Annotated in this window: 19 protein-coding genes and 2 tRNA genes; 11 read left to right on the top strand and 10 right to left on the bottom strand. The window is 74.1% G+C overall.

Annotated elements, in window-relative coordinates; genetic code table 11:
- Positions 1–44: 44 nt before the first annotated feature.
- Positions 45–866 carry a maleylpyruvate isomerase family mycothiol-dependent enzyme gene (locus tag ACIQWA_RS22675; protein WP_360227504.1) on the bottom strand — a complete coding sequence of 274 codons (822 nt, stop codon included), beginning with the start codon at positions 864–866 and terminating at the stop codon, positions 45–47.
- Between the two features lie 173 nt (positions 867–1039).
- On the opposite strand from ACIQWA_RS22675, the gene ACIQWA_RS22670 reads away from it, so the two are divergent.
- From ACIQWA_RS22670 to ACIQWA_RS22660, 3 genes are all read left to right on the top strand, one after another.
- The gene (locus ACIQWA_RS22670; RefSeq protein WP_360227501.1) at positions 1040–1837 is read left to right on the top strand and encodes a carbon-nitrogen family hydrolase; all 798 of its coding nucleotides are present in this window, start codon (positions 1040–1042) and stop codon (positions 1835–1837) included.
- 149 nt (positions 1838–1986) lie between these two features.
- Complete coding sequence (locus ACIQWA_RS22665; RefSeq protein ID WP_402485088.1) at positions 1987–3069, top strand: GntR family transcriptional regulator; 1083 nt, start codon at positions 1987–1989, stop codon at positions 3067–3069.
- A gap of 112 nt (positions 3070–3181) precedes the next feature.
- Positions 3182–3829: a hypothetical protein gene (locus ACIQWA_RS22660; RefSeq protein WP_360227495.1), complete on the top strand. Its 648-nt coding sequence runs from the start codon at positions 3182–3184 to the stop codon at positions 3827–3829.
- 61 nt (positions 3830–3890) lie between these two features.
- On the opposite strand, the gene ACIQWA_RS22655 is transcribed toward ACIQWA_RS22660, so the two are convergent.
- On the bottom strand, positions 3891–4676 hold the full coding sequence (locus ACIQWA_RS22655) for an SLATT domain-containing protein (protein ID WP_402485085.1): 786 nt from the start codon (positions 4674–4676) through the stop codon (positions 3891–3893).
- Positions 4677–5042: 366 nt separating this feature from the next.
- On the opposite strand from ACIQWA_RS22655, the gene purD reads away from it, so the two are divergent.
- The 4 genes from purD to ACIQWA_RS22635 all read left to right on the top strand — a co-directional run bounded on the left by purD (position 5043) and on the right by ACIQWA_RS22635 (position 11333).
- Positions 5043–6290, top strand: coding sequence for a phosphoribosylamine--glycine ligase (purD, locus tag ACIQWA_RS22650; RefSeq protein ID WP_402485083.1), 1248 nt, complete (start codon positions 5043–5045; stop codon positions 6288–6290).
- Between the two features lie 655 nt (positions 6291–6945).
- Complete coding sequence (locus ACIQWA_RS22645) at positions 6946–8526, top strand: hypothetical protein (RefSeq protein ID WP_402485080.1); 1581 nt, start codon at positions 6946–6948, stop codon at positions 8524–8526.
- Between the two features lie 235 nt (positions 8527–8761).
- Positions 8762–10300: a N,N-dimethylformamidase beta subunit family domain-containing protein gene (locus tag ACIQWA_RS22640; RefSeq protein ID WP_360227483.1), complete on the top strand. Its 1539-nt coding sequence runs from the start codon at positions 8762–8764 to the stop codon at positions 10298–10300.
- Positions 10301–10433: 133 nt separating this feature from the next.
- Positions 10434–11333 carry a phosphoribosylaminoimidazolesuccinocarboxamide synthase gene (locus ACIQWA_RS22635; protein WP_402485076.1) on the top strand — a complete coding sequence of 300 codons (900 nt, stop codon included), beginning with the start codon at positions 10434–10436 and terminating at the stop codon, positions 11331–11333.
- A 28-nt stretch (positions 11334–11361) separates the two neighbouring features.
- Here ACIQWA_RS22635 and ACIQWA_RS22630 read toward each other — a convergent pair whose 3' ends face one another.
- From ACIQWA_RS22630 to ACIQWA_RS22600, 7 genes are all read right to left on the bottom strand, one after another.
- Entirely contained in the window at positions 11362–11982 is a 621-nt protein-coding gene (locus tag ACIQWA_RS22630; RefSeq protein WP_360227477.1) for a response regulator transcription factor, read from the bottom strand.
- A gap of 93 nt (positions 11983–12075) precedes the next feature.
- Positions 12076–13302, bottom strand: coding sequence for a sensor histidine kinase (locus tag ACIQWA_RS22625; protein ID WP_402485074.1), 1227 nt, complete (start codon positions 13300–13302; stop codon positions 12076–12078).
- Between the two features lie 91 nt (positions 13303–13393).
- Positions 13394–14248 (bottom strand): ABC transporter permease, encoded by an 855-nt coding sequence (locus ACIQWA_RS22620; RefSeq protein WP_402485071.1) that lies wholly within the window; start codon positions 14246–14248, stop codon positions 13394–13396.
- Positions 14245–15267, bottom strand: coding sequence for an ABC transporter ATP-binding protein (locus tag ACIQWA_RS22615; RefSeq protein ID WP_402485068.1), 1023 nt, complete (start codon positions 15265–15267; stop codon positions 14245–14247). Before ACIQWA_RS22615 ends, ACIQWA_RS22620 begins: the two co-directional genes overlap by 4 nt.
- Before the next feature lie 161 nt (positions 15268–15428).
- Positions 15429–15504: transfer RNA gene (locus ACIQWA_RS22610), tRNA-Gly, on the bottom strand.
- A gap of 39 nt (positions 15505–15543) precedes the next feature.
- Positions 15544–15616 (bottom strand) — tRNA-Gly (locus ACIQWA_RS22605).
- 142 nt (positions 15617–15758) lie between these two features.
- Positions 15759–16076, bottom strand: a complete 318-nt coding sequence (locus ACIQWA_RS22600; RefSeq protein ID WP_030056585.1) for an Lsr2 family protein — start codon at positions 16074–16076, stop codon at positions 15759–15761.
- Positions 16077–16544: 468 nt separating this feature from the next.
- Here ACIQWA_RS22600 and purS point away from each other — a divergent pair, with 468 nt between their 5' ends.
- The 4 genes from purS (at position 16545) to ACIQWA_RS22580 (ending at position 20604) form a co-directional block, all read left to right on the top strand.
- Positions 16545–16799 (top strand): phosphoribosylformylglycinamidine synthase subunit PurS, encoded by a 255-nt coding sequence (gene purS / locus ACIQWA_RS22595; protein ID WP_030278336.1) that lies wholly within the window; start codon positions 16545–16547, stop codon positions 16797–16799.
- Positions 16796–17473 (top strand): phosphoribosylformylglycinamidine synthase subunit PurQ, encoded by a 678-nt coding sequence (gene purQ / locus ACIQWA_RS22590; protein ID WP_402485065.1) that lies wholly within the window; start codon positions 16796–16798, stop codon positions 17471–17473. Before purS ends, purQ begins: the two co-directional genes overlap by 4 nt.
- Positions 17473–19728 (top strand): phosphoribosylformylglycinamidine synthase subunit PurL, encoded by a 2256-nt coding sequence (gene purL, locus ACIQWA_RS22585; RefSeq protein ID WP_360227462.1) that lies wholly within the window; start codon positions 17473–17475, stop codon positions 19726–19728. The genes purQ and purL overlap by 1 nt, the downstream gene beginning before the upstream one ends.
- A 63-nt stretch (positions 19729–19791) precedes the next feature.
- Positions 19792–20604: a sterol carrier family protein gene (locus ACIQWA_RS22580; protein ID WP_402485062.1), complete on the top strand. Its 813-nt coding sequence runs from the start codon at positions 19792–19794 to the stop codon at positions 20602–20604.
- Positions 20605–20617: 13 nt separating this feature from the next.
- Here the strand turns inward: ACIQWA_RS22580 and ACIQWA_RS22575 are convergent, their stop codons facing one another.
- A complete protein-coding gene (locus tag ACIQWA_RS22575; protein ID WP_402485060.1) occupies positions 20618–21337 on the bottom strand; it encodes a hypothetical protein in 720 nt (239 codons plus the stop codon).
- Between the last annotated feature and the right edge of the window lie 34 nt (positions 21338–21371).

Here is a 21371-nt window from a genome sequence, read left to right as displayed (position 1 = left end):
CGCCGGGTGGTGCGCGCCGGTTGGGCCGGGTGCGCCGAGGGGCGTCAGATGGTGACGGCGAAGTTGGCCAGCACCCGCTCGGCCAGCTCCTTGTCGCCCTCGACGCTCACCGGTCCGGGCCGGCCGCGGCCGCAGGCGAGGCGGACGTAGGTCTCCCAGTCCATGGTGAGCTGGACGTCGGGGGCCAGGCTGATCGACTCGTCCACGCTGCCGCGCCCGGTGGCGTCCACCCGGACGGTGCGCAGGAACTCCACCGGGCCGGTCACGTCCAGCACCAGGGCCGTCCCGGCCGGGGCGCCGGCGGTGTGGGCGACGGCCTTGGGCAGCAGCTCCAGCAGCACGTCCCGGGCGATCAGGGCGCCGGGGGAGTCCAGGTTGCCGGGGGTGTCGAGGGCCCGGCGCAGGTCCTGCTCGTGCACCCAGACGTCGAAGGCCCGCATCCGCAGCAGCTGGTGGTACGGCACGTCCGTGGCCAGCGGGCCGGCCGGCCAGCGGACCGGCTCCCCGGGCGTCTGCTTGGCGTTCCGCAGCGCGCGGGAGCGGCGGATGATCGTGTACTCCAGCTCGCTGGTCATCTCCAGCGCGGTGTGGCAGCGGCGCTTGTCGACGGGCAGTTCGACGTAGCGGGCGAATTCGGTGGTCACGTGGCGAAGGTCACGCGGCAGCGAGTGGATCGGGCGGGGGTCGCCGAGCAGCTCGGACTCGACCGCGATCACGTGCGAGACGACGTCCCGGACCGACCAGCCGGGGCACTCGGTGGCCCGGTTCCAGGAGCCTTCGGGGAGGGGGGCGACCAGCTCCGATATGGACTCGATGCTCTGGGTCCACGCCTCCGTGTAAGCCTGCACGGTCTGGTTGTCCGTCACGGGAATCTCCGGCCCTCCGTCAGCTTTCCTACGCTCGGCGCCCGGCCGTCGCGGTCGGCCGGGATGGTCCGGCTTCCGGGCGCGCACGCTAACCGCACGTTACGCTGCCGGGAGACAGCTGGGCAGCGCTTTCGGGTGACGATCGTAGGTCTCTTGCCGTGGACGGTGGTACTGTGCGCGCTTCATTGATCCAACTCGCGGTCTCCGACGCCGAGCCGGCCGCCGAACGGCGGGCCCGGGCCGCGTCCTTGGTACGGGCCCAGCAGGGCGCCGACCTGGTGGTCCTGCCGGAGTTGTGGCCGCTCGGCGGCTTCGCCCACGACCTCTGGTCGGAGGGTGCCGAGACGCTCGACGGGCCCACCTCGGACGCGATGGCGGCCGCCGCCCGGGCCGCCGGGGTCTGGCTGCACGCCGGTTCGATCGTCGAACGCGACCCGGACGGTCCGATCTACAACACCTCGATGCTGTTCGCCCCGGACGGCGAGCTGGTGCACACCTACCGCAAGATCCACCGTTTCGGCTTCGACAGCGGCGAGGCGGTGGTGATGGGCGCCGGGCAGGAGATCGTCACCGCGCCCACCGAGTTCGGCACCCTGGGCCTGGCCACCTGCTACGACCTGCGCTTCCCGGAGTTGTTCCGGGCCCTGCTGGACGCGGGGGCCCAGCTGCTGGTGGTCCCGGCGGCCTGGCCGGCCAAGCGGCGCGAGCACTGGACGCTGCTGGCCCGGGCCCGGGCGGTGGAGGAGCAGGCCTTCGTGCTGGCCTGCAACACCGCCGGGACGCACGCCGGGGTCGAGCAGGCCGGGCACAGCATCGTGGTGGACCCGTGGGGCCGGGTGCTGGCCGAGGCCGGGGCGGCCGAGGAGGTGCTGACCGTCGAGTTCGACCCGGCCGAGGTGGGTCGGGCGCGCGAGGAGTTCCCGGTGCTGCGGGACCGCCTGCTCGGCATCCCGGCGCCGGTCCAGCGGTAGGCACGGGCCGGGGGGCACGGTGTCCGGGAGGGTTGGTTCGTACCTGTTCCGGGTCCGTTTGAGAAGATGAGCACTCGTCGTGTTCCCCGCCGCCGGTCGGCCGGTCCGTCGCGGGTCGGTACGGTGGCCCGCCCCAGGAGGTCGCGCGCATGTCCGGCACCGGCGCCGGCGACACCCCCCGCCCCGTCATCCAGCGCAACAGCCTGCGCGAGCAGATCGCCGGCGCGCTCCGCGAGGAGATGATGGCCGGCCGGCTGGAGGCAGGCCGCAACTTCACCGTCAAGGAGATCGCCGAGCTGTACGGCGTCTCCGCGACCCCGGCCCGCGAGGCGCTGGTCGACCTCGGCGCCCAGGGGCTGCTGCGGACCGAGCACCACCGCGGCTTCACGGTGCCGGAGCTGGGCTGGGAGGACTTCCTGGAGATCTTCGAGGCCAGGGTGCTGCTCACCGACAGCTTCTACCGCCAGTTCGCCACCCGCCGGTCCCTGCCCGACCTCACCAGGCTGCCCTCGCTGAGCCGCCGGGCCGACGCGGCGGTGCGGGCCGCCCGGGCCGGGAACCTGGACGTGATGGTGGGCTGCGACCGCCGGTTCTGGCAGGAGGTCTCCGCCCTGCTCGGCAACCGCCGGATCGCGGAGTACCTGGACTGGCTGCGGGTGCAGTCCTGGATGTTCGCCGCGCGCTACCTGCGGGCGATGCCCACCCTGGGCGGGGTCTGCTGGGACCGCCACCCGGACCTGGTCGAGGCGATCGGGGCCCACGACCTGCACGGGGCGCACCGGATCATCTGCGAGTACAACCTGTTCACCGTCCGGCTGCTGGCCGGGCTGGCCGGGCGGCCGCTGGAGTCGGTGACGGTGCTCGGGCTGCTCACCGAGGTCGCGGACGGCGAGCCGCTGCCCGTCCCGGTGGAGCCGCCCGCGCCGCAATCGGCGTGGCACCGGTCCCACCGGCTCCCGGCGGACCGGCCGGCGAACCATCCGGCACCGGACCCCGCGCCGGACGCCGTGCCGGAGCCCGGGGCTGCGCCGGAGCCCGGGGCGGCCCCGGGCGGGCGGCCCCGACGGGGTGACGAGGTCGGCCGTGAACTGGGCCGTGAGCTGGGACTCGGCCTCGGTCTGGTGCCGCAACCGCGCTGGGTGCCGCACACCAGGTTCGGCCGGCGGCTGCCCGAGTCGCCCCCCGAGACTCCGCAGGGACGGCCCGGTCCGCGCCCGGCCCCGGGCCGGTAGGGTGGGCGGGCGTCGGACCGGCCGCCCGCACGGGCCGTCCGGGTACCGACCCCGCCCCCGTCGTCGCCCCGCCCCGCGGGCGATCCCGCCGTCCGGAGAGGAACTGCCGGCCATGGCCTGCGACCTCTGGCTCGTCCCGCTGGTGGACGTGCTGAGCCACAGCCCCGACAACCCCTTCCGGGACGACCTCGCGCTCTACAACGCGGTGCTCACCTCGCGCGGCCTGCCCGAAGTGCCGGTCTACCAGTTCGTCCCCGGGCTGAGCGGGGCGGTCGAGCCGATAGCCGCCTTCGACTACGACTCGCTGCACTTCCTGCGCCGCGCCTACCTGTTGGGCCTCACCGGCCTGGACATCACCCCGGTCGACGCGCTCGGCAGCGACTACGAGCAACTGCTGGAGATGTTCGAGAGCAGTGCCGAACAGTCGCACCTGGTCTGGCACTTCGACCACGCCGGCGCCTACGTGCCGATCGAGTTCCAGGCCCCGCTGGTGGACGAGACGCTGCTCGCCGCCGGCGGCCCGCTCGGCTCCAGCCACGGACTGCTGCGCGAACTGCAGGCCGTGGCACCGGCCCTGGGGATCGACCCGCTCAACCCGCCGAGCCCGACCCGACCGCTCGGCCCGACCGGCCTGGAGCAGCCGTTCGGGCCGCCGATCGACGACCTGCACCCCTTCGCCCGGGAGCGGCACGCGTGGTCGGGCCTGTACGCGGCGGCGACCCGGAGCCTCGGCCAGGGCTCGATGATCGTCTTCGCGTAACGCCCCGGCGCCGCCTGTGCCTTCGCCCGGGCCCCAGGGCCGAGGCCCCTGGCCCGTCCGGCTAGCGCAGCGGGCCCTCCGGCGGCCGCTGCCGCGGCATGGTGGGCCTCGTCCCCGGCGGCGGCAGCACCCGCACCTGGGCGCCCACCCCGGGTTCGGTGCGGCCGCCCCAGGCCCCCGCGGACTGGGTGGGCAGATGGGTCATCGAGGCGCGGAACTCCAGCATCCACTCCGAGGTCTCGGTGCGGACCATGTCCGAGACGTCCTCGCAGAACCGGCGCAGCACGCCCAGGCAGCGCTCGGCGGCCTCGCCCGCGGTGCCCTCGGTCGGGCCGAGCACCTCGCGCACGCACTCCGACGCCCAGTCGAACTGGAATGCCTCCAGGCGGCGTTGCAGCGCCTGCGCGGTGGAGACGTCCCGCATCCAGCCGGAGGTGAGGCCGAAGACCCGGTCGGCGCCGTAGCAGGCGGCGGAGAGCGCGAAGGCCACGTAGCCCCAGGCGGTGCCGTGGGCGAGCGTGCCGGTGAGGCCCACCAGCGGGGCGGTCACCCCGCCCGCCGCGAAGCCGGCCGACCCGAAGCGCAGCAGGCGCGCCCAGCGGCGCTTCCAGATCCGGTCCCGGCGGTACCACTCGATCGCCTCGACCGCCCGCTCCTCGGACCAGCGGTAGAGCTCCTCCAGTCGCTCCGCGGGCTCGCCCCAGTCCCCGAGCGGGAACTGGCGGGCGCTCAGATCGGTCCGGTACCGGGTGGAGGCCCGCCGGGCCACGGCTGCGGCGGGCTGGTCCTCCTCGCCGATGTCCTTGCCCCAGGCACTCTCCTCGGGCTGCATTTCCGGCTGGCTCACCTGTGGGGCTCCCTGTGGCGGGCGGGCGGCATGGTCTGTCGGCGCATCGGCTGACGCGACGTCCGCCGGTGGTTGTCCAACAGCACTTCTTACCGCCAAATGGCTGACCGCGGGGCGCTTCCCCGGTGATCGTTACCGGTTTCGGCCACGGGAACGCGAGGTGGGGCGGTTGCGGGGCCCGGCGAGATTTCACCCGTCCGAGCGAGGCGCCGGTGACCCGCCGTCCTGACCCGGACACCCGGAGCGCATCCGAGCCGGTCCGGTTTGGAGGATCCTCCTAGCTCATCGGTGTACGGACCGCTTCTCCTGGAGGATCCGACGGGACCGGAGAGCGGCCGGAACAGGCCACCGACTACGCTGCCAGGCGTGAAGGTCCTCGTCATCGGCGGCGGCGCCCGCGAACACGCCCTGTGCCGCTCCCTGTCCCAAGATCCCTCCGTGACCGAGCTGCACTGTGCCCCGGGCAACGCCGGGATCGCCCAGGTGGCGACGGTCCACCCCATCGACCAGTCGGACGGCGCCCAGGTCGCCGCCCTCGCCGCGGAACTCGGCGCCGACCTCGTGGTGGTCGGCCCCGAGGCCCCGCTGGTGGCCGGCGTCGCCGACGCCGTCCGCGCGGCCGGCATCCCGGTCTTCGGTCCCTCCGGCGCGGCCGCGCAGCTGGAGGGCTCCAAGGCCTTCGCCAAGGACGTGATGGCCGGCGCCGGCGTGCCCACCGCCCGCTCGTACGTCTGCACCACCGCCGAGGAGGCCGCCGAGGCGCTGGACGCCTTCGGGGCCCCCTACGTGGTCAAGGACGACGGCCTGGCGGCCGGCAAGGGCGTGGTGGTCACCTCCGACCGCGCGGCCGCGCTGGCGCACGCCGCCTCCTGCGAGCGCGTGGTCATCGAGGAGTACCTCGACGGCCCCGAGGTCTCGCTGTTCGCCGTCACCGACGGCACCACCGTGCTGCCGCTGCAGCCCGCGCAGGACTTCAAGCGCGCGCTGGACGGCGACGAGGGCCCCAACACCGGCGGCATGGGCGCCTACTCGCCGCTGCCCTGGGCGCCCGCCGGGCTGGTCCAGGAGGTCCTGGACACCGTCCTGCAGCCGACCGTGGACGAGCTGCGCCGCCGCGGCACCGAGTTCTCCGGCCTGCTCTACGCGGGCCTGGCGCTCACCTCGCGCGGCACCCGGGTGATCGAGTTCAACGCCCGCTTCGGCGACCCGGAGACCCAGGTCGTGCTGGCCCGGCTGCGCACCCCGCTGGCCGGCGTCCTGTTCGCCTCCGCCACCGGCACCCTGGACCAGCTGGAGCCGCTGCGCTGGGACGAGGGGGCGGCCGTCACCGTGGTCGTCGCCTCCGAGGGCTACCCGGCCGCGCCGCGCACCGGCGACCCGATCGAGGGCCTCGCCGAGGCCGAGGCGGACGGCACCGCGTACGTGCTGCACGCCGGGACGAAGGCGGACGGGGACGGCCGGGTGCTCAGCGCCGGCGGCCGCGTGCTGTCGGTCACCGCGACCGGCGCCGACCTGGCCGAGGCGCGCGAGCGCGCGTACGCGGCCGTGGACAGGGTCTCCCTCAAGGGCGGCCAGCACCGCACCGACATCGCGCTCAAGGCGGCCAACGGCTGACGCCACCGCGACCCCGGCGGCCCCCGTGCGAACCCCTCGCACGGGGGCCGCGGCCATGACGCGGCGCGCGGGCGCGCCGGGCTCCGGAGGCGGGCGGGCGCCGGAGAGCAGCGGAACAACCCGCAGGGCGCAGCGCCTACGGCGTTTCCGGGGTCGGAGCGGTTCCGGGGCCCGACGCACCGATCGGCGGGCGGATTCCAGCCCATCGGGTGACACCACCCGCATCCGGCTGACGTAACCGGGCGCCCGGCCTTATGGTGCGCTGGATCGCCGTGCGACGGTGCCGTGCGCCGGGGTCGCCGCCGGGTGGCGGCGCGCCCGCGGGGGGATGCTGGACGGCGATCGGCCGGGTGGTCGCCCGGTGCTCCGTACCGGACCGGTAGCGGCCTCCGGGCGGCGTCGCCGGACCGACGGCGGCGTCACCGGGACGACCGGGCGGCGTCACCGGGACGACCGGGCGGTGTCACCGGGACGAGTGGAAACCTGGGCGATCCGGAACGCCCGCCCGGACCGGGGCGTCGAAAGTGTCAGTAGCGCCACACAGCATGCACTGCCGGGATCGGACGCCTCCGCTTCCCGGTCGGAACTGATCGTTTCGAGTCGTCTCAGGGCCCGTGGCGGGTGCCCGAGGGCTCCGAAGGGGGTGCCGCACCGTATGGCCGTCGACACCGCGCGCGCTCACGCCCAAGCGGTCCTGCGGATCCGGGGCCTCGCCCTGGCCGCGGCCGTCCTGCCCTCCGCCGTGGCGGTGGTCCTGCTCGCGGGCCGGTTCACCGGCCGGATCGGGGCCGCCGGCTCCGCCGACGCCGCCGGCTGGGACGCCGTCCGGTGGGTGGTCTGCGCGGTCGCCGCGCTGACCCTGCTGGTGGCCGGGCTGACCGCCCGGGCGCTGCGCCGGGCCGTCCCGCCGCAGATCCCGGCGGTGCCGGTCGAGCGGGCCGGCGCCCCCGAGCTGTACCGGCTGATCGGCGAACTGGCCGAGCGGCTGGACGTCCCGGCCCCGTCCGCGGTGGCGCTCACCCCGGACTGCGACAGCTGGCTGGAGGACGTGGCCCCGCCGCGCCGCCCCCACCCGCTGCGGCCGCACCCCGAGCCCGCCGCGCCGGTCCTGGTGATCGGCTCGCCCTTCCTGTGGTGGATGCGGTCCGGCGAGCTGCGCGCCCTGCTCGCCCCCGTGGTGGCCGGCACCGCGGCCTCCGCCGACCCCGAGATCGCCGCCGCCCGCCGCTTCCTGCGCGCCCTGGACGCCTGTCTGGACTCCGGTCCGGCCGCGGCCCCCGGTCTCGGCGGCGGCACCCTGACCGTCCCGCCGGCCCCGCCCCGCCGGGGCCCGGCCCGGCTCGCCGACCGGATCACCCGGCGGATCACCCGCCGGCTGCTGGGCGCCTGCCGAGGCCACTCCGCCGAGCTGGAGCGGTCCGTCGCGAGCTGGGCCTCCGAGCAGGCCAGGACGGTCGACTACGGCCTGCGGATCGCCGCCCAGGAGCAGGTCGGCCTGGCCTACGCCGGCTGGGACCGGCTGCTCACCCGGGTCGCGCTGCCCGCCTGGCGGCTCGGCCGCCACCCCGCGCACCTGAACGCCGGCGTGGTCGCCGCGCTCACCGAGCTGTCCCGCCGCGACCGGCTGGCCGACGGCTACGGCAACCGGCTCGGCGACCGCCCCGCCTGCGACCTGCTGGAGGAGCCCGGCGCGGTGGACCGCGCGGTCTCCCGGCTGGCCGCCGAGCTGTTCTTCGGCCGCCCGGCGGCCGGGGCCTGGCACGAGCTGGAGTGGGCCGAGTACCCGGCCGAGGTGGTGGACGCCGGCTGGCGGGCCCGGGCCGCCGCCCTGCAGGCCGCCCTGGACCGGCTCGCCCCGCAGTCCCGCCCGGGCGCCCCGACCCTCACCCGGCTGCTGCTCCGGCTCGCCGAGGGCGACGGCGAGCAGCTGGCCGCCGCCCTGGCCGCCCAGCTCGCCCGCACCACCACCCCGGCCCCGCTGCTGGAGCCCGACCGCACCGGCCGCGACCTGCTGGTCGACCACGTCACCGCGATGGTCTGCTGCGCCGCCGTGGACACCGCGGGCGGCGCGCCCGGCCTGGACTGGCTGGACGGCCCGGTACTGCTGCTCGGCGGGGTCCGCCGCACCGACCTGGCCGGCCCGGTCGCCCAGGCGGTGGAGCAGGGCCAGGACGGGCCGCTGCGCGCCTGGCTGGACGCCGCCGAGGTGCGCCTGGAGAAGCCCGTCCGCCTCTGAGGCCCCGGCCGCCCCGGCCGCCCCGGGCGGCGCTCGGCACCCCGGCACGCGCCCCCGGGGGCCCCGGCCGCCGGCCGTCTCCGCAGGCCGGAGGCCCCGTCCCGGCGGAGCGGAAGATTCCCGACACCAATTGCTACCGTGGGGTGACGGAGCGCCAGCACTGTGTGGTGTATTAGACCGCACGCACATCCGGGGGGCACGTGCCACCGGACGGAAGTGCACCTGGGAGGGGCGCGTGGGGACCGAACTCAACCGCCGCTGGGAGTCGGGCACGCACGCTTACAGCGTCTCCGACCCCTTCGGCCAGGGCCCGCTGCCCTGGCTGCGCAGCCCCGACCAGTACCTCGCCGGGGCCGAGGGCGCCGTGCCCTGGTACGTCTCGGTGGACGCGCCCGGCCAGCAGCCGCTGTCGGCGGGGGTGCGGCCCAAGCCGCCGGTCGGCACCCCGCAGAGCGCCAACGACGTCGACCAGCAGATCAAGGGCTTCGCCTCGGCGGGGGTGATCCGCCCCGGCGGCTCGGTGGACTTCCGGGTCACCGTCAACCCGCCGCGCGAGTTCACCGTGGACGTCTACCGGATCGGCCACTACGGCGGCGACGGCGCCCGCCACATGACGTCCAGTCCGCTGATCGCCGGTCTGGCCCAGCCCGCGCCGCTGGTGGTCGAGCGGACGGTCTCCTGCCACCACTGGTGGCACTCCTGGCGGTTGCAGGTCCCGCTGCACTGGCAGCCCGGCGCGTACGTCGCCGTGCTGACCACCGCGGACATGCTGCACCGCAGCCACATCCCGTTCACCGTGCGGGACTTCGCCGACCAGGGGCGGACCGCCGAACTGCTCCTGGTGGTCCCGGACGTGACCTGGCAGGCGTACAACCTGTTCCCCGAGGACGGCCGGACCGGCGCCAGCCTCTACCACGCCTGGGACGGGCAGGGCGGTCTGGTCGGCGAGCCCGAGGCGGCCGTCACCGTCTCCTTCGACCGCCCGCACGCCACCGCCGGGCTGCCGCTGCACGTCGGCCACGCGTACGACTTCATCCGCTGGGCCGAGCGCTACGGCTACGACCTCTCCTACGCCACCGCGACCGACCTGCACGCCGGGCTGGTCGACCCGGGCGAGCACCGCGCGCTGGTCTTCCCCGGCCACGACGAGTACTGGTCCGAGCCGATGCGCCGGACCGCCGAGCGGGCCAGGGACGGCGGCACCTCGCTGGTCTTCCTGTCCGCCAACACCATGTACTGGCGGGTCGAGCTGACCGCCGCGGCCTCCGGCGAACCGAACCGGCTGCTCAACTGCCGCAAGCGGCAGAAGGTCGGGCCGGGCAGCCCGGCCGCCGGGGTGCCCGGCGCGGCCAGCGCGCTCTGGCGGGACGCCGGGGAGCCCGAGCAGCACCTGCTGGGCGTGCAGTACTCGGGCCGGGTCGCGGCGCCCGTCCCGCTGGTCGCCCGGCACACCGCGCACTGGCTCTGGGACGGCACCGGGCTGCAGGAGGGGGACGAGCTGCCCGGCCTGGTCGCGGGGGAGGCCGACCGGTACTACCCGAAGGTCGCGCTGCCCGAGCACACCGAGCGGGTGCTGCTGGCCCACTCGCCGTACCGGGACCTGGCCGGCCGGACCCGCTACCAGGAGACCTCGCTGTACCGGGCGCCCAGCGGCGCGTACGTCTTCGCGGCCGGGACCTTCGCCTGGTCGCCCGCCCTCGGCCGCCCCGGACTCACCGACGAACGGGTCCAGCGCGCCACCGCCAACCTGCTGGACCGCCTCTGCAAGAACTGAGTCCGGGCTGCGCAAGAACTGAGCCCCGGGCTCCCCGGGAGCCCGGGCGGGCGGGCGTGAAAGACTGCGGGGGCAGTGACCTCCCCTTTCGCGGTGCCCCACGCCCGTGAACGACCCCTGAGGACTGAACACCTTGAGCGGATTTGTCACCAAGCCCGAGCCGGTCCAGGTACCCGGCCTGGTCCACCTGCACACCGGCAAGGTGCGCGACCTGTACCGCACCGGGTCGGGCGAGCTGGTGATGGTGGCCAGCGACCGGATGTCCGCCCACGACTGGGTGCTGCCGAACGAGATCCCGGACAAGGGCCGGGTGCTCACCCAGCTCTCGCTCTGGTGGTTCGAGCGGATCGCCGACATCGTCCCCAACCACGTGATCTCCACCGAGGTCCCGGCCGGCGCCCCCGCCGACTGGAAGGGCCGCACGCTGATCTGCAAGAGCCTGGACATGATCCCGGTCGAGGCGGTCGCCCGCGGCTACCTGGCCGGCTCCGGCCTGACCGAGTACGAGGAGAGCCGGACGGTCTGCGGCATCGCCCTGCCGGAGGGGCTGGAGAACAGCTCCGAACTGCCCGCCCCGATCTACACCCCGGCCCTCAAGGCCGAGGTCGGCGAGCACGACGAGAACGTCACCTACGAGGAGACCGCCCGCCGGATCGGCGCCGAGCTCGCCAACCAGGTGCGCCGCACCACCCTGGACGTCTACGCCCGGGCCCGGGACATCGCCCGCGACCGCGGCATCATCCTGGCCGACACCAAGTTCGAGTTCGGCCTGCTGGACGGCGAGCTGATCATCGGCGACGAGGTGCTCACCCCGGATTCCTCCCGCTACTGGCCGGCCGACGAGTACCAGCCGGGCCGCTCGCAGGCCTCCTTCGACAAGCAGCTGATCCGCGACTGGCTGGTCTCCCCGGCCTCCGGCTGGGACCGCTACAGCGAGCAGCCGCCGCCGGAGCTGCCCGCCGAGGTGGTCGAGCGGACCCGGGCCAAGTACATCGAGGTGTACGAGCGGCTGACCGGCACCAGCTGGGTCTGAGCCCCGCCGCCCGCGGGCACGGGATCGGTCAGATCCAGCCGTGCTCGCGGGCGATCCGCACCGCCGCGTGCCGGTTCTCGGCGCCCAGCTTGGTGGCCGCCGAGGACAGGTAGTTGCGCACGGTGCCCTGGGACAGCCCGGCCCGCTGGGCGATCTCCGCGATCGGGGTGCCGTCCGCGGCCAGCTCCAGGACGTCCGTCTCGCGCGGGGTCAGCGGGGTCTCCCCGGCGCTGATCGCGTCCGCCGCCAGCTCCGGGTCCACGTACCGGCCGCCGGAGAGCACGGTGCGGATGATGCCGGCCAGGTCGGCCGCCGAGACGGTCTTCGGCAGGAAGCCGCGCACCCCGACCTCCAGCGCCCGCTTGAGGTAGCCGGGGCGGCCGTGGCCGGTGACGATCATGCAGCGGCAGTCCGGCAGCAGCCGGCGCAGCTCGGTGGCCACCTCGATGCCGTCCTTGCCCGGCATCTGGAGGTCCAGCACCGCGACGTCCGGCCGGTGCGTCCGGGCCATCGCCAGCGCCTCCGGGCCGGAGCCGGCCTGGGCGACCACCTCGATGTCGTCCTCCAGCGAGAGCAGCGCGGCCATGGCGCCGCGGATCAGGTGCTCGTCGTCGGCGAGCAGGACGCGCACGGGCGGGGTGTCGGTCATCGGACGGCCTTCCTCGGCAGCGGGATCCGCAGTGGCGGCGGACCCCCGGTGGCAGCGGATCCGCAGTGGCTGCGGACCCCAGTGGCAGGGGGGTCAGAGCGGTACGGCGGCGAGCATCCGGAAGGTGCCCGGTACGGCCGTCGGGACGGTCAGTTCGCCGTCGTGGGCGGCCAGCCGCTCGCGCAGGCCGCGCAGCCCGGTGCCGGCCCCCTGGGAGGGCGACGGGACCTCCGGCACCCCGTCGTTCTCCAGTTCCAGCACCGCCCGGCCGTGCTCCCGCCGCAGCCGGATCCGGCAGTGGGCGGCCTCGCTGTGCCGCAGCACGTTGGTGGTGGCCTCGCGGATCACCCAGCCGAGCACCGACTGCACCGGCAGCGGCAGCCCGTCGGCGTTCTCTCCGAGGTCGATCTCGCAGGCGATGTCGGCGGAGCGCAGCACCGCCCGGGCGCCGATCGCCTCGGCGCGCAGGTCGGCGGTGCGGTAGCCGCGGACGACGTCCCGGACCTCCCGCTGCGACTCCTGGGCGATCCGCTGCACCTCGGACATCTGCTCGGCGGCCTCCGGGCGCCCGCGCCGGGCGAGTTGGACGGCGAGCTCGCTCTTCAACGCGATGGTGGTGAGGTTGCGCCCCATCACGTCGTGCAGGTCGCGGGAGAAGCGCAGCCGCTCCTCGGCGACGGCCAGCCGGGACTGCGCCTCGCGGGCGGCGTCCAACTCCCAGACGACGGCGGTCACCCACGCGGCGCTGCGGCAACTACCGATCAGGACGAGGGTGCCGAAGATCGCGCCGACCACCCAGCCCGTGGTGACGCCGGGGCCGATGCCGGCCAGCAGCATCGGGGGCGCGACCGCGAGCGGCGCGGCGACCGCGCCGACGAAGGCCCAGCGCAACGGCAGGCTCACCCCGGCCGGTCCGGCGGCCCCGCCCACCAGGGCGGCGGCGATCACCATGGTGAACGGCGGGCCGGGGTGGGGTGACATTCCGTCGGAGGACGGTCCGAGCAGCAGCACGGCCCAGGAACCGGCCACCGCGAGGACGGCGTTGACGGTCAGCCAGCGGCGGTAGGTGCTGGGCCGCCCCAGGTAGTGGTCGAGGGAGGTGCGGTAGGCCCGGAGGGTGACCAGGATCGAGGCGAGGGACAGCACCAGGGCGGTCCGGGCGACGGAGGCCGAGTCCGCGATCTGTACCGAGGAGACGCTGGCCAGCAGGTTCACCGGCAGCCCGATGCACGCCACCAGGTAGAGCGACCAGCGGAAGTACAGCTCGGCGCGTTGCGGCTTGCCGTAGCCCTTCCAGCGGCGGACCGGCCCCCGGACCATCGCAGTGCCCCCCGTCTGCTCACGATCGTGTCGCTGCCTTCATATCAGAGGTGGGCCGGGGACGGATCCTTCGGTTTCCCGTTCGCCCTGGTCAGCGGCGCGGTTCCCAGCGGAAGTGGCGGACCGCGCCCCAGATCGCGAGGCCCAGCCAGACCGTGCCGGTGACCAGGTGCGGGGCGGCGGCGCTCCAGCTGCCCAGGAAGTCGGTCGGGGCGGCCGAGCCGTCGGTGCCGAACCAGCCGACCCGGATCAGCTGGAAGGCCGGGGTGGTCGGCAGCAGCCGGCAGACGTCGGCCAGCTGGGAGGGCATGACCTCCAGCGGGACGAACAGGCCGGAGCCGAACTGCATGACCAGCATGACCGGCAGGGTGGTGATGCCCGCGCTCTCCACGGTCTTGGTGAAGGCGCTGGACAGCGCGGCCAGGGCGATCATGGTGGCCAGCGTGAGCACCAGGCCGACCAGCATCAGCAGCGGGTTGACCGGCACCGCCAGGTGCAGGCCCAGGCTGCCGCCGACCCCGATCAGGGCGGCCATCAGCAGGCCGAGGGCGAGCGAGGGGACGGCGGTGCCGAGCAGGATCTCCAGGTCCCGGGCCTCGCCGGTGCGCAGCCGCTTGAGCACCAGCTCGCCGCGCCGCCCGACGTACGCGGCGGTCAGGTTGTAGTACACGACGAAGGCCAGGACCATCCCGACCGAGCCGTAGACCAGCATCGAGTCGATGTCCAGGCCGGGGTTGTGCTCGGCCTGCTGCTTGAGGATCCCGCGCAGCGAGCCGATCAGCACCACCGGCAGCACCACGGCGGTGAACAGGGCGGTGCGGTTGCGCAGCAGCAGGGTGGCCTCGGCGCGGCCGAGGGCGAGCAGGCGGCCGGCGGTGGTGCTCGGGGCACCCGGGGCGGTGGCGCTGCTCGGGGATCCCGTGGCGGTGGTGGCGGCGGTGGTCATCGGGCGGATCCGATCAGGCGGCGGCGGGCGGGACGGGAGGCGGCGGGTCCGGAAGGCGGTGTGGTGCGCGGCGGGGCCTGGTGGGCGGCCTCGGAGGCGATGGCGAGGAAGGCCTCCTCCAGCGTGGCGCTGCGGGCGTCCAGGGCGCCGAGCGCGATGCCGTGGTGCCGGGCCCAGCCGAGCAGGTCGGTGAGGGTGTCCTGGAGGCCGGTGCTCTGCACGGTGACCTTGCGGCCGTCGACGGTGACCTCGGCGCCGGCCAGGACGGGCAGCGCGGCCCCGGTGTACTCGGGGAGCTCGAAGGAGATCCGGGAGGGCCGGCCGGCGATCACCTCGGCGACGGTGCCGGTGGTGACGACCCGGCCGCCGTGCATGATGGCCAGCCGGTCGGCGAGCTCCTCGGCCTCCTCCAGGTAGTGGGTGGTGAGCAGCACCGTGGTGCCCTGGGCGCGCAGTTCGCGGACCAGCCGCCAGACGGCGGCGCGCGCCTCCGGGTCGAGGCCGGTGCTGGGCTCGTCCAGGAACAGCACCTCGGGGCGGCCGAGCAGGGCCATCGCGAGGTCGAGCCGGCGCCGTTCGCCGCCGGACAGCTGCTTGACCCGGACGTCGGCGCGGTGGCCGAGGCCGACCAGCTCCAGCGCCTCCGCCACCGGGCGGGCGCCGCTGGTCATCCCGGCCCAGGTGCGGCCGGTCTCGGCGGCGGTGAGTTCGCCGGGGAACCCGCCCTCCTGGAGCATGATGCCGATCCGCGGCCGGACGGCGGCGCGCTCCGCGAAGGGGTCGTGGCCGAGCACCCGGACGCTGCCGGCACCGGGGGCGGCCAGGCCCTCGATGACCTCCATGGTGGACGTCTTGCCGGCGCCGTTGGTGCCGAGCAGGGCGAACAGCTCACCGCGGCCGACGGTCAGGTCGACGCCGCGGACGGCGTGGTACTCGGCGGCGCCGGTGCCGTAGTGGCGGTGCAGGTCGGTGACCTCGATCACGCTGTCGCCGGGGCGGGCGGGCTGGCTCTTCTCCATGCCCCCAGCCTTCCGCCGCCGGGGCCTCCCGGGCAGTGCGGGCCGTCATCGGTCCGCGGTGCGGATCCACGGGTCGGCGATGACAAATGTCATGGGGAGAAGCCGGGAAGGACGTGCCGGAATACGCCGAAGGCCCCCTCGATCCGAGGGGGCCTTCGATCTGGAGCGGACGACGAGATTCGAACTCGCGACCCTCACCTTGGCAAGGTGATGCTCTACCAACTGAGCCACGTCCGCAGGTCAAACTATTGAGTTGTGCTGTGCTCGCGCACTGCGAGCGGACGACGAGATTCGAACTCGCGACCCTCACCTTGGCAAGGTGATGCTCTACCAACTGAGCCACGTCCGCATGGTGCCTGGTGGGGCACCCGCCGCCTCTTCGGATCTCTCCGTTGCGGCGACGAGGAATACTCTACAGCATCGTTCGGGGTGGTCGCCCCACCCTTTCGGTCCAGGCGGGCGGGGCGACCGGGGGCGCTGCCCCGACGCGGTCAGTTCGCCTCGGCGAACGCCTCGTAGACATGCTTGGGGATGCGACCGCGGGCCGGGAGTTCCATGCCGCGCGACAGGGCCCAGGCGCGCACGGCGGCCGGGTCCGGGGTGAGCGCGGTGCGGCGGAAGGACTTTCCGGTGCGGCTCTGCCGGCGGCCGGCCGCGACGAACGGAGCGAGGGCCTCCCGCAGCTTTTCCGCGTTGTCCACGGACAGGTCGATCTCGTACGACTTCCCGTCGACACCGAAGTGGACGGTTTCCGCTGCGGCACCGCCGTCCAGGTCGTCGGAGAGCGTGACAACTACACGCTGAGCCATGGGTGTCAATCCTCTCGGGCAATTCGGCCGCCGGTTCGCGGAGTGCGCCCGCCGGCCTGATGTGCACCAACTCGCGCAAGCGCACACGGGCAGGCCTGGTGGCCCGCCGGATACGCAGCACTTGCCGCGACAGGTGGCCCTATTCTGCACCCGAAGGGGGTCGAAATCGAAGAGTCCGGCATTCTTTTCCGGATATTCACGAGTCTTGGTGGGACTGCCGGATACCGGAGTGCGGGACGGGAGGTTCTGTCCCCAAGTGCCGTATTCGGGTGTTCTTCGGGCAGTGCGGTTCGGGGCTCCGAATCCCGGGAAACGGGACGGCCCGGACGGGGGGCGGGGGCGTCGGATCCCTTGTGGCGTAAGGGTCCTGGGTCTACGCGCGTCACCCTCCCCGGCCAGCAATCCTGCCCCGAACGGCCGGTAGTCTGGAGTTCCCCCGCCTCACCGAAGACACCACCGGGAGTGCCAGTGGCACGCGTCGTAGTCGACGTCATGCTCAAGCCGGAGATCCTCGACCCCCAGGGACAGGCGGTGCAGCGTGCACTGCCCCGTCTCGGATTCACCGGGATCGCCGACGTCCGCCAGGGCAAGCGTTTCGAGCTGGAGCTGGAGGGCCCGGTCGACGACGCCGCGCTCGCCCGTATCCGCGAAGCCGCCGAGACCTTTCTCGCCAACACCGTGATCGAGGACTTCACCGTCCGGGTCGAGGAGGCGGCGAAGTGACCACCCGCGTAGGCGTCGTCACTTTCCCCGGATCCCTCGACGACCGCGACGCCCAGCGCGCGGTCCGCCTGGCCGGCGCGGAGCCGGTCGCCCTCTGGCACCGTGACAAGGATCTCCACCAGGTCGACGCCGTCGTCCTGCCGGGCGGATTCAGTTACGGCGACTATCTGCGCTGCGGCGCGATCTCCCGCTTCTCGCCGGTGATGGAGACCGTCATCGAGCAGGCCAGGCTCGGAATGCCGGTGCTCGGTATCTGCAACGGCTTCCAGGTGCTGTGCGAATCGCACCTGCTGCCCGGCGCGCTCACCCGGAACGACTCGCTGCACTTCGTCTGCCGCGACCAGAAGCTCCGGATCGAGAACGCCGGCACCGCCTGGACCGGGGATTACTCGGTGGGCCAGGAAATCGTCGTCCCGCTCAAGAACGGCGAGGGCCGCTTCGTCGCGGACGCCCACGTCCTGGACGAGCTGGAGGCCGAGGGCCGGGTCGTGGCCCGATACCTGGACGTCAACCCGAACGGTTCGTACCGCGACATCGCCGGCATCACCAACGCCGCCGGCAATGTCGTCGGCCTGATGCCGCACCCGGAGCACGCCGTGGAGCCGCTCACCGGTCCGACCACCGAGGGACTGGGCTTCTTCACTTCCGTCCTCAAGCAGCTGGTGAACGCCTGATGAGCCTCGACACCGTCAAGAACGCCGAGCAGACCCCGGACGCCGCCCAGCCGTGGGCCGAACTCGGCCTCAAGCAGGACGAGTACGCGCGCATCCGGGAGATTCTCGGCCGCCGCCCGACCGGCGCCGAACTCGCGATGTACTCGGTCATGTGGTCCGAGCACTGTTCGTACAAGAGCAGCAAGGTCCACCTCAAGCAGTTCGGCGAGAAGAAGCCGGATTCGGACGCGATGCTCGTCGGCATCGGCGAGAACGCCGGTGTGGTCGACGTCGGCCAGGGCTACGCGGTGACCTTCAAGGTCGAGTCGCACAACCACCCGTCGTACATCGAGCCCTACCAGGGCGCGGCCACCGGCATCGGCGGCATCGTGCGCGACATCCTCGCGATGGGCGCCCGCCCGGTCGCCGTGATGGACCCGCTGCGCTTCGGTGCGGCCGACCACCCCGACACCCGGCGCGTGCTGCCCGGCATCGTCGCGGGCATCGGCGGCTACGGCAACTGCCTGGGCCTGCCGAACATCGGCGGCGAGGTCGTCTTCGACTCCTGCTACCAGGGCAACCCGCTGGTCAACGCGCTGTGCGTGGGCGTCATGAAGCACGAGGACATCCACCTCGCGCAGGCCTCCGGCGCCGGCAACAAGGTCATCCTGTACGGCGCCCGCACCGGCGGCGACGGCATCGGCGGCGTCTCGGTGCTGGCCTCCGAGACCTTCGACGACACCAAGCCGACCAAGCGCCCCGCCGTCCAGGTCGGCGACCCGTTCCAGGAGAAGCTCCTGATCGAGTGCACCCTGGAGATCTTCCGGGAGAAGCTCGTCAAGGGCATCCAGGACCTCGGCGGCGCCGGCCTGTCCTGCGCCACCAGCGAGCTGGCCTCGGCCGGCTCCGGCGGCATGCGGATCGACCTCGACACCGTGCACCTGCGCGACCACACGCTCTCGCCCGAGGAGATCCTCATGAGCGAGTCGCAGGAGCGCATGTGCGCGATCGTCGAGCCCGACAAGGTCGCCCGCTTCCTGGAGATCTGCGAGAAGTGGGACGTCATCGCCAACGTCATCGGCGAGGTGACCGACGGCGAGCGCCTGGAGATCTTCTGGCACGGTGAGCTCGTGGTGGACGTGCCCCCGCGCACCGTCGCCCACGAGGGCCCGACCTACCAGCGCCCCTACGCCCGCCCGAGCTGGCAGGACGCGCTCCAGGCCGACGCCCCCACCGCCGAGCGGCTGGCCCGCCCGACCACCGGCGAGGGCCTCAAGGCCGACCTGCTCAAGGTCGCGAGCCACCCGAACCAGGCCTCCAAGTCCTGGATCACCGACCAGTACGACCGCTACGTGCTCGGCAACACCGTGCTCTCGCACGGCGAGGACTCGGGCATGATCCGGATCGACGACGAGACCAACCTCGGCGTCTCGGTCGCCACCGACGGCAACGGCCGCTACGCCAAGCTGGACCCGTACACCGGTGCCCAGCTGGCCCTGGCCGAGGCGTACCGCAACGTCGCGGCCGGCGGTGCCAAGCCGCTCGCCGTCTCCGACTGCCTCAACTTCGGCTCCCCCGAGGACCCGGACGTGATGTGGCAGTTCGCCGAGGCCACCCGCGGCCTGGCCGACGCCTGCCTGGTGCTCGGCACCCCGGTCACCGGCGGCAACGTCTCGCTGTACAACCAGACCGGCGACGTCGCCATCCACCCGACCCCCGTGGTCGCGGTGCTCGGCGTCATCGACGACGTCACCCGGCGCACCCCGGTCGCCTTCGCCGAGGAGGGGCAGCTGCTCTACCTGCTCGGCGACACCGCGGACGAGCTCGGCGGCTCGGCCTGGTCCCAGGTCGTCCACGACCACCTCGGCGGCCTGCCGCCCAAGGTGGACCTGGAGCGCGAGCGGCTGCTCGGCGACATCCTGATCGCCGCCTCGCGCGACGGCATGATCGACGCCGCGCACGACCTCTCCGACGGCGGCCTCGGCCAGGCGCTCGTGGAGAGCTGCCTCAAGGGCGGCCACGGCGCCCGGATCGTCGTGCCGGAGGGCATGGACCCGTTCGTCCTGCTGTTCTCGGAGTCGGCCGGCCGCGCCGTCGTGGCGGTGCCGCGCAGCGAGGAGCTCCGCTTCAACGACATGTGCACCGCGCGTGGCCTGCCGGCCACCCGGATCGGTGTCGTGGACGGCGACAGCCTCGACGTCCAGGGGCAGTTCAGCGTCACGCTGGCCGAGCTGAGGGACGCCCACACCGGCGTCATCGAGGCCCTGCTGGCCTGAGTGCTCGTTCTGAGGGGCGGATGGTTCGCTGAACCGTCCGCTCCTCGGCGTATGTTGGGCCCCATGCCTCCCAAGTCCCGTACGTACCAGCCGCAGAAGGTCCGCGCCGCGCTGGCCGCCCAGAGCGAGGCGCTGCGCGCCGTCGTGCACGGCCTCGGCGCGGACCAGTTGGACCGGCCGACCCGGCTCGGCGCCTGGCGGGTACGGGAGTTGCTGGCCCACCTGAGCCTGGCGCTGGGCCGGATGCCGACCGCGCTGGACGCCCCGGCCCCGGACGGGCCGGTGCTCTCGCTGGCCGGCTACGCGGAGGTGAGCCGGACGCTGGCCGGGGCCGTCGACAGCGCGGTGACGGAGCGCGCGGCGACCGGGTTCGCGGGCCCGCTCGCGGAGGTGGTCGCCGCGTTCGACCGATCGCTCGACGCCGTACGGGCGGTGCTCGACCGGCCTGCCGGGGCGGCACCGGAGCCGACCGCCGTCGTGGTCGGTCGTCGGATGCTGCTGACCGACTACCTGGTGACCAGGCTGGTCGAGGCCGTGGTGCACGCCGACGACCTGGCCGACGCGCTCCGGCTGGAGGCCTTCCCGCACGACCGCCAGGCCCTCGCCGCCGTCACCCGGATGCTGGCGGACGCCTTCGCGGACCAGGTGCCCGGCGGCGCGGTCGAGCTGCGGATCCCGCCGTACGCCGTCGTCCAGGCCGTCGAGGGCCCCCGGCACACCCGGGGCACCCCGCCGAACGTGGTCGAGACCGACCCGCTGACCTGGATCCGGCTGGCCACCGGCCGGCTGCCCTGGGCGGCGGCGGTGGCCGACCACCAGGTGTCCGCCTCGGGGGAGCGCAGCGATCTGGGGGCGTACCTGCCGGTCCTGGGGTAGCGACCCGGGACCGCTAGTGCAGCTGGTCGACCAGGGCCGCGGCGGCCTTGCGCAGGGGTTCGCCAGTGAGGGCCTGGTCCGGCTCGCCGGTGCTGGGGTTCTGGGACAGCATCAGGACGATGTCGCCCTCGCCCTGGTGCGCGATCCGGGCGAGGGCCGCCGTTCCCTTGCTGCCGAGGAGCCTGGTCTGGCCCGGGCCCGGCTGCTCGGTGGCGACCTGCTGGAGTGCGGCGACGGGCAGCCCCGCCGCGCGCTGGATGCCCGGCAGGAGCAGGTTGACGGCCACGTCGGGCTGGGGGACGGCGAACAGCTCGAGGTCCAGCCTCGCCGTGCCGACCTGGTAGGCGCAGATGACGTCGGCGTGCGGGGGAGTGGCCGGGATCGACGGCATGGCCGGCGGGTGGCTCGCGCCGGACGGCCACGGCTGCGGCGGCAGGCCGTCGCCGACGCTGCCCTGCACGGCGTGCCCGTACTCGTGGTCCGGGGTGACGGTGCCGGGGATCCCGGCCGCCTGCAGCGCCTTGCCGAGGTCGAGGCCGAACGGGCAGGTGTCCTGCTTGTCCTGCTGGAGCTTCTCGGCGGTCGAGCGGACGGAGCCGTAGGACAGTGCGCCGGGCCCGGGGACGCCCCCGGCCGAGGACGAGCAGGCGGCGGCGCCGAGGGCGATCCCGGCGGCGGCGAACACGGCGGTGAGCTTTCGGCGTCGGGCAGCGGTCAGTTGGGCAGCGGTCATGGTCGCAGGGTAGGCGCCGGGTGTCCCGCCGGTC

Source organism: Kitasatospora sp. NPDC098652 (assembly GCF_044760155.1).
GTDB lineage: Bacteria > Actinomycetota > Actinomycetes > Streptomycetales > Streptomycetaceae > Kitasatospora.
This window is presented reverse-complemented; position numbering and strand designations above follow the sequence as displayed.